General features: G+C 74.7%; 6 protein-coding genes. 3 read left to right on the top strand and 3 right to left on the bottom strand.

The window, feature by feature from the left end:
* Positions 1-62: 62 nt before the first annotated feature.
* The 3 genes from LWC33_RS28680 to LWC33_RS28670 are packed head-to-tail and all read right to left on the bottom strand — an operon-like array spanning position 63 to position 2374.
* Positions 63-836: a DUF3618 domain-containing protein gene (locus LWC33_RS28680; protein ID WP_233307809.1), complete on the bottom strand. Its 774-nt coding sequence runs from the start codon at positions 834-836 to the stop codon at positions 63-65.
* A gap of 9 nt (positions 837-845) precedes the next feature.
* Positions 846-1454 (bottom strand): phage holin family protein, encoded by a 609-nt coding sequence (locus LWC33_RS28675; RefSeq protein ID WP_233307808.1) that lies wholly within the window; start codon positions 1452-1454, stop codon positions 846-848.
* Complete coding sequence (locus LWC33_RS28670; protein ID WP_233307807.1) at positions 1451-2374, bottom strand: hypothetical protein; 924 nt, start codon at positions 2372-2374, stop codon at positions 1451-1453. Before LWC33_RS28670 ends, LWC33_RS28675 begins: the two co-directional genes overlap by 4 nt.
* Before the next feature lie 253 nt (positions 2375-2627).
* On the opposite strand from LWC33_RS28670, the gene fdh reads away from it, so the two are divergent.
* From fdh to nrfD, 3 genes are read left to right on the top strand one after another with little or no spacing between them, the layout of a single operon-like run.
* Positions 2628-5906, top strand: a complete 3279-nt coding sequence (gene fdh / locus LWC33_RS28665; RefSeq protein ID WP_233307811.1) for a formate dehydrogenase — start codon at positions 2628-2630, stop codon at positions 5904-5906.
* Positions 5903-6973, top strand: coding sequence for a 4Fe-4S dicluster domain-containing protein (locus LWC33_RS28660; protein WP_233307806.1), 1071 nt, complete (start codon positions 5903-5905; stop codon positions 6971-6973). The genes fdh and LWC33_RS28660 overlap by 4 nt, the downstream gene beginning before the upstream one ends.
* Positions 6970-8025: an NrfD/PsrC family molybdoenzyme membrane anchor subunit gene (gene nrfD, locus LWC33_RS28655; RefSeq protein ID WP_372476713.1), complete on the top strand. Its 1056-nt coding sequence runs from the start codon at positions 6970-6972 to the stop codon at positions 8023-8025. The genes LWC33_RS28660 and nrfD overlap by 4 nt, the downstream gene beginning before the upstream one ends.
* The last annotated feature ends 9 nt before the right edge of the window (positions 8026-8034 follow it).

The raw sequence follows: 8034 nt of genomic DNA, 5'->3' as shown, positions 1-8034 counted from the left end.
CCCCCCCCCCCCCCCCCCCCCCCCCCCCCCCGCCCCCCCCCCCCCCCCGCCCGGGTCGCCGATCAGGACGGGCCCGCCTGCTCCTTCACGTTCCGGCTCGCGTCCTGGGCCCGGTCCTGGACCTGGCCGACGGCGGAGCGGCCCTCGTCGGCCACGGTGGAGGCCGCGTCCTGCGCCGTCTCCTGCACCGACTGCACGGCCTGCTGTGCCGGCTCGCGCAGGTCCTCGCCGATCTCCTTGACCTTCTCGCCGGCCTGCTGCGCGAGCGGACGGCCGACCTCCATCGCGGTGTCCTTCGCCCGGGCCGCGATCTCCTCCTCCTTGCGGGTCGCGGGCAGGAGGGAGGAGACGAGCCAGCCCGCGCCGAAGGCGATCAGCCCGGCGGCCAACGGGTTCCCGCGGGTCTGCTGCTTCACCCGCCGCGGGGCCTCGCGCGCGGTGTCGGCGACCGTCGATGCCACGTCGGAGGCCTTGTCGCCCACCGTGTCCGCCACCGAACCGGCCCGGTCCTGGGCCTGCCCGGCGAGGGAGCGGGCGGAGTCCGCGGCCTGGTGGGCGGTGTCCCGGGTGGAACCGGCAGGGTCGCTGCCCATCACGGCGTCCCGCCAGCCCGAGACCCGGTCGCGCACGCGGTCGACCCGGCGCTGCACGATCCGGCCGGGCGTGACCTTCTCGGTCAGGGCGTCGACGTCGCCGCTGAGTCGGTTCTGGGTCCGCTCGATCTCGCGGCGGATCGCGTCGGGGTCGTCGGACCGCGCGGCGGCGTCGTACGGAGCGTCGTACGGAGGGCCGTAGCGGGGGTCGTGGGGGGTGGGGCTGTCGTACGGGGTGGTCATCTGTCCTCCTCACCGGCCCTTGAGGGCGTCGGGAACCTGCTTGAGCGTGTCGACCGTGCGTTCGGGGGTGGGGTGGGTGCGTCGCGCGTTGTTGCGCCCGACGACGAAGGCGATCGCGCCGATCACCGCCCAGACCACGGCGACGATCAGCCCGGCCCAGCCGCTGTCCATGACGTTGCTCAGGCCGGCCCAGAGGGCGACCGACAGGAACAGCAGCACCATGTAGCCGGCGAACCCGGCGGCGCCGAACCCGCCGGCGGCCTTGCCCGCCTTGCGCGCCTCCTGCTTCAGCTCGGCCTGCGCCAGCGCGAGCTCCTGGCGCATCAGGGTCGAGAGGTCGCGCGAGACCCGGCCCATGAGGTCGCCGACCGACACGTCGGAGACGTCGGGCGGGCCGACCGGGCTCGCCCCGGCGGGGGACGGCGCAGGCGGCTGGTCGAACGGCCCCGGCGCAGGGGCCGAGTGCCGGCCCGCTGCGGGGTCCGGCGGCACGTTCGGCGGCAGATCCGGCGGCAGATCCGGCGGCATGTGCGGCGCCGCGTTCGGGGGCATGGTCGGCATGTTCGGGGGGTGGTCCTGCGAGAGGTCGCGCGGCGGGCCGCCGCCCGGCGCGGTCAACGCTCGTCCTGGTCGGTCACGCGCGGGTCACCGCGACGGCCCAGCTCGTCGACGTACTCGCCGACCGTCGTCGATCCCGGTCGGGGCGCGTGCGCCGGTGCCGGATCCGGGGGCGCCTGCGGGGGCACGACCGGCCCGCCGACGGGCGGGGTGGGTGGGTTCGGCGTTCCCCGTGCGATCGGTCCCTGCCCGATCGTGCCCGGCCCCGGCGGCACGGGCGGGGTGGAAGCCGGCCCGGGGGTCACGGGCGGTGGCGGTGGCGGGGCCGCCGGCATGCCCTGGCCCGCCACGCCGTACCCCGGGGGCATGCCCTGGCCCGGCACGCCGTAGCCCGGGGGCACGCCCTGGCCCGGCACGCCGTAGCCCGGGGGCACGCCGTGACCCGCGACGCCGGGGTGCGGTGCGGGGTGATCCGCCGTGGGGCGCGCGCCGTCGGCGTCCGGTCCCGACGACCCCTTCTCGGCCTGGACGACACCCCGCGTCAGCCGTCCGACCAGGACCCCGGCGAGGGCGGCGCCGGCCAGGAACGCCCCGGGGCGGCGCCGGGCCAGCCCGCGGACCTCCTCCACCAGGTCGCCGGGCTCGCGATCCTGCAGCCAGGAGGCGAGCCGCTCGGCCCGCCCGGCCGCCTCGTGCGCCAGGTCGGCGACGGGCCCGCCGTCCGCCGAGCCCGCCATCTGCCGGAGCTGGTCGGCCACTCCGCGGACACCGTCGGCGGCCTGGCGCTGCGTCGACCCGGCCTGCTGCCGGAGCCGGCCGCGCGCCTCGTCGACCAGGTCCCGGGCCTGCCGGCGCGCCTCGCCCGCCACGTGCCGGGCCTCGTCGGCGGCCGTCCCGGCCACCTGCCCGCCCGCCTCGGCAGCGGTGCGCCCGACGTCGGCCCCCTCGGCCCGGACGGTCTCGCTCGTGCTCTCCGCCATTGCGTCCTCCTTCCGTTCGGCGAGGGCGGCGATACCCGAGCCGGTGGCGCACGAACGCGGGTCGCGTCGCCGTGTCGTGAACCCACCCGGATGGCGCAGCGGGCCGGAACGGGGCGTGATCGGACACCTCGAGATGCCGAGGCCGGGCCGGGCGGCGATGATCTCCGGGCGGTTTCGCGCCCGGGGACCCGGGTAGTGACGCCGCAGGGAACGGGAAGGGGACCGGATTGGCGTGCGGACGTGGCTCGGGTCGATCGGGGCCTCGACGCCGTTGGGGTCGTGGCCGGTGTACCGGCAGCTCACGGGGACCGATCGGCTTGGCCGGGGTGCCGCCGCGCAGTCGCCGCAGCACGTCGGCCTGCGCCCGCGGACGGCCTCGGCGGACCGGGTGGCCGGGTCCGTGTGCCCGTACTGCGCCGTGGGCTGCGCGCAGAAGGTCTACGTGCGCGACGAGCAGGTCGTGCAGATCGAGGGCGACCCGGACTCGCCGATCTCACGCGGTCGCCTGTGCCCCAAGGGTTCCGCCAGCCTGCAGCTCGTCACCGGGCCCCAGCGGCTGGACAAGGTCCGCTACCGGGCGCCGTACGCCACCGAGTGGACCGAGCTGGACCTGCACGAGGCGATGGAGATGATCGCCGACCGGGTGGTCGCGGCCCGCGAACGCGGCTGGCAGGAGCGCGACGCGCAGGGCCGGCGGCTGAACCGCACGGTCGGGCTCGCCGCGCTCGGCGGCGCCACACTGGACAACGAGGAGAACTACCTCCTCAAGAAGCTGTTCACGGCGATGGGCGCGATCCAGATCGAGAACCAGGCCCGTATTTGACACTCCGCCACCGTCCCCGGTCTGGGGACCTCCTTCGGTCGCGGCGGCGCGACGGACTACCAGCAGGACCTCGCGAACTCCGACTGCGTCATCATCATGGGCTCGAACATGGCCGAGGCCCATCCGGTCGGGTTCCAGTGGGTGATGGAGGCGAAGGGCCGCGGCGCCCGGGTGATCCACATCGACCCGCGCTTCACCCGCACCAGCGCGGTCGCGGACACCTACGTCCCGATCCGCGCGGGCTCGGACATCGCGTTCCTCGGCGGGGTGATCCGGTACGTCCTGGACAACGACCTCGACTTCCGGGAGTACGTCGCGGCGTACACCAACGGGTCGTTCCTGGTCCGTGAGGACTTCGCGGACACCGAGGACCTCGACGGGCTGTTCTCCGGCTACGACCCGGGAACCGGCACCTACGAGCGCGACAGCTGGCTCTACGAGGGCACCGAGCCCTCGGGGGACGACGACGGGGCGCGGGCCAAGACCCTCAGCGAGCCGTTCCAGGCCGGGGCGAGCGGCGCGGGGGTCGGCGGCGCGGACCGGGCCGAGCGTGACCCGACGCTGCAGCACCCGCGGTGCGTCTTCCAGATCCTGAAGCGGCACTTCGCCCGCTACACGCCCGAGATGGTGGAGCGGGTCTGCGGCACGCCGCGGGAGCAGTTCCTCGACGTCTGCCGCGCCTGGACGGACCACTCGAACCGCGACCGCACCACCGCGCTCGTCTACAGCGTGGGCTGGACGCAGCACAGCGTGGGCGCGCAGTACATCCGGGCGGGCGCGATCCTCCAGCTGCTGCTGGGCAACATCGGCCGTCCCGGGGGCGGCGTGTTCGCCCTCCGCGGGCACGCCAGCATCCAGGGCTCCACGGACATCCCGACGCTGTTCAACCTGCTGCCGGGGTACCTGGCGATGCCCAGCGTGGAGCACACCGACCTGGACACGTGGCTCGCCGACCAGCGGACGGGCGGCCACAAGGGCTACGGCTACGACGTCGACGCCTACATGGTCTCGTTGCTCAAGGAGTACTTCGGCGACGCGGCCACCCCGGAGAACGACTTCGGGTTCGACTGGCTACCCCGTATCAGTGGCGACCACGGCACCTACCGCACGGTCATGGACATGATCGACGGCAAGGTGTCCGGCTACTTCGTGCTCGGCCAGAACCCCGCCGTCGGGTCGGCCCACGGCAAGCTCCAGCGGCTCGGCATGGCGAACCTGGACTGGCTGGTCGTGCGGGACCTCAACGAGATCGAGACGGCGACGTTCTGGCGGGACTCGCCGGAGATCGAGACCGGCGAGATCGTCCCCGAGCGGTGCCGCACCGAGGTGTTCCTCATGCCCGCGGCCTCGCACGTGGAGAAGGAGGGCACGTTCACCCAGACGCAGCGGATGCTGCAGTGGCGCACCAAGGCCGTCGAGCCGAGCGGCGACCGGCGCTCCGAGCTGTGGTTCGCCTACCACCTCGGCCGGCTGGTCCGGGCGCGGCTGGCCGGGTCCACACAGGAGCGTGACCAGCCGATGCTGAACCTGGCCTGGGACTACGCGACCGAAGGTGAGGGCGAGTGGGTCGAGCCGTCGGCCGATGACGTCCTGCGCCGGATCAACGGCCACGACCTCACGACCGGTGAACTGCTGCCGGACTACCTGGGGCTCAAGGCCGACGGCAGCACCTCCTGCGGGTGCTGGATCTACAGCGGGGTCTATGCCGAGGGCGTCAACCAGGCCGCGCGCCGCAAGCCCCACACCGAGCAGGGGCCCTACGACGCCGAGTGGGGCTGGACCTGGCCGTCGAACCGGCGTGTGCTGTACAACCGGGCCTCGGCGGACCCCGAGGGCCGGCCGTGGAGCGAGCGGAAGAAGCTCGTGTGGTGGGACGCCGACGAGCGGGCGTGGACGGGGCACGACATCCCCGACTTCCCCCGGACCACCCCGCCGGGGCACCAGCCTCCCGACGGCGCCACGGGGCCCGAGGCCCTGTCGGGCGACGACGCGTTCATCATGCAGCCGGACGGGAAGGCCTGGCTGTTCGCGCCGCACGGCCTGCTCGACGGGCCGCTGCCGACGCACTACGAGCCGCACGAGTCGCCGGTGCGCAACCCGCTGTACCGGCAGCAGGGCAATCCGACGCGGAAGGTGTACGGCCGGCCGGACAACCCGTCGAACCCGGCGCCGCCCGAGAGCGGGAGCGACGTGTTCCCGTACGTCCTCACCGCGGCGCGGTTGACCGAGCACCACACGGCGGGCGGGATGAGCCGGCAGCTGCCGTACCTGTCGGAGCTGCAGCCCGCGCTGTTCGTCGAGGTGTCGCCGGAGCTGGCCCGCGAGCGAGGGCTGACGCACCTGGGCGACGCCCACGTCGTCACGAGCCGGGCGGCGGTGCAGGCCCGGGTGGTGGTCACGGACCGGCTGGCACCGCTGCGGGTCGACGGCCGGGTGGTCCACCAGGTCTGGCTGCCGTACCACTTCGGACACACCGGCCTGGTGTCCGGCGACGTCGTCAACGACCTGTTCGGCGTCGTCGAGGACTCCAACGTGTTCATCCAGGAGAGCAAGGTCGCCACCTGCGACGTCCGGCCGGGGCCGCGGCCGCGTGGGCCGGCGCTGCGGGCGCTGCTCGACGAGGTGCGGGCCGCCGCCGGGATCACCGTCGCCACGGGGACCCGAATCGCCACCGCGCACGACGTGCGGCACACCGAGGAGACTTCATGAGCCGGTTGTACGGCCCTCTCGACGACGTCGCCGGCGACGCCGGGCACGTGGAGCACCCGCCGCGCGTCGGCTTCTTCACCGACACCTCCGTGTGCATCGGCTGCAAGGCGTGCGAGGTGGCCTGCAAGGAGTGGAACGCCGTCCCTTCCAGGAACGAGAACGACGGGGCCGGCCTCGACCTGCTCGGCATGTCCTTCGACAACACCGGGATGCTCGGGGCGGATTCATGGCGGCACGTCGCGTTCGTCGAGCAGCCGCGGCGGACGGGCCACCAGGAGCCGGGGTTCGCCGGGCTGCCGACCGGCCCGAGCGGGATCCCGGAGACGGCCGGTGCGGTCGAGCCGCGGCTGCAGGAGGCGCCGCGCGGGGGATCCGAGCTGGGCACGAATCCGTTGCCGACCGGCGCGCCGGAACCGCAGGAGCTGCGTCCGACCGAGAACCTGGGCATGCCCGGCTTCTCCCGGCCGGGTGACCTCACCGGGGCCGAGAGCCGGACCGACTTCCGGTGGCTGATGGCGTCGGACGTCTGCAAGCACTGCACCCACGCCGGCTGCCTCGACGTCTGCCCGACCGGCGCGCTGTTCCGCACCGAGTTCGGCACGGTCGTGGTGCAGCAGGACATCTGCAACGGCTGCGGGTACTGCGTCTCCGGCTGCCCGTACGGCGTGATCGACCGCCGGCAGCACGACGGGCGCGCCAACAAGTGCACCCTCTGCTACGACCGCCTCGGCGACGGCCTCGAACCGGCCTGCGCCAAGGCGTGCCCCACGGACTCCATCCAGTTCGGCGAGCTCGACGAGCTGCGCGAGCGCGCCGACCGCCGGCTCGCCCAGCTGCACGACCTCGGGGTGTCCGAGGCACGGCTGTACGGGCGCGACCCGGACGACGGCGTCGGCGGCGACGGCGCGTTCTTCCTCCTGCTCGACGAGCCGGAGGTGTACGGCCTGCCGCCGGACCCGCACGTCCCGACCCGGGACGCGCCGGCCATGTGGAAGCGGGCGGGACAGGCCGCGGCGGCGTTCCTGCTGGCGGGCCTGGCGGCGTTCGTGGCGGGAGGCCGGCGGTGACGGGCCCCGATCCCGCGGAGCTGCCCAGCGACGCCGGCGGCAGCGCCGCACGGTCCGCGGAGATGTTCCAGGGCGTCGGCCGGCGCGGTCGGCACCGACGCCGTGGTGGCGAGCCGACGGTCGTTCCCGAGGCGGAGTTCCGCTCGTACTACGGGCGCCCGGTGCTCAAGGCGCCGGTGTGGGAGTGGAAGATCGCGGCCTACCTCTTCTGCGGCGGACTCGCCGCGGGCTCGTCGGTCGTGGCCGCGGGTGCGGACCTCACCGGGCGGCCCGCGCTGCGACGGTCGAGCCGGCTCGGGGCCCTGGGCGCGCTGCTGGCCAGCATGTACTTCCTGGTCTCGGACCTGGGGCGGCCGGCGCGCTTCCACCACATGCTGCGGGTGCTCAAACCGACCTCGCCGATGAGCGTGGGGACGTGGATCCTCAGCGCGTTCGGCGCCGGGGCGGGCGCGGCCGCCGTCGAGGAGATGGTGCCGCGGCGCTGGCGTCGCACCTGGCCCGCCCGGCTGTTGCGCCGGCTGGCCCGGCCGCTCGGGATCAGCGCGGCCGCGACGGCCCCCGGGGTGGCGTCGTACACCGCGGTCCTGTTGTCGCACACCGCCGTTCCCGGATGGAACCAGGTGCGCGACGAGTTGCCCTTCGTCTTCGTCGGGTCCGCGGCGGCCAGCGGGGGCGGGTTCGGAATGCTGTGCGCGCCGGTCGCCGAGGCGGGCCCCGCGCGGGCGTTCGCGGCGGTCGGGGCGGCGGGCGAGCTCCTCGCGTCACGGGTGATGGAACACCGGCTCGGCCTCGTCGGCGAGGTCTACCGCGAAGGCCACGTCGGGCGGCTGCGGAAGGCCTCGGAGGCGCTGACGGCGGCGGGACTCGCCGGGACGCTGCTCGTCGCCCACCGGAGTCGGGTCGGCGCCGCCGCCTCGGGCCTGGCGCTGCTCGCGGGCAGTGCGCTGCAGCGCTTCGGCGTGTTCGAGGCGGGCGTGGCGTCCACGAAGGACCCGAAGTACGTCGTGGTCCCGCAGCGGCAGCGGGTGGATGCGAGGAACACGGCCTCCTGAGGCCCGAAG

The organism is Pseudonocardia terrae (genome assembly GCF_021343995.1).
GTDB lineage: Bacteria > Actinomycetota > Actinomycetes > Mycobacteriales > Pseudonocardiaceae > Pseudonocardia > Pseudonocardia terrae.
The sequence above is the reverse complement of the archived record's forward strand: the minus strand, read 5'-3'. Positions and strand labels throughout refer to the sequence as shown.

Coding starts and splice junctions, on each gene's coding strand:
- LWC33_RS28680 (WP_233307809.1), bottom strand. CDS start 836: ATGACCACCCCGTACGACAGCCCCACCCCCCACGACCCCCGCTACGGC.
- LWC33_RS28670 (WP_233307807.1), bottom strand. CDS start 2,374: ATGGCGGAGAGCACGAGCGAGACCGTCCGGGCCGAGGGGGCCGACGTC.
- LWC33_RS28660 (WP_233307806.1), top strand. CDS start 5,903: ATGAGCCGGTTGTACGGCCCTCTCGACGACGTCGCCGGCGACGCCGGG.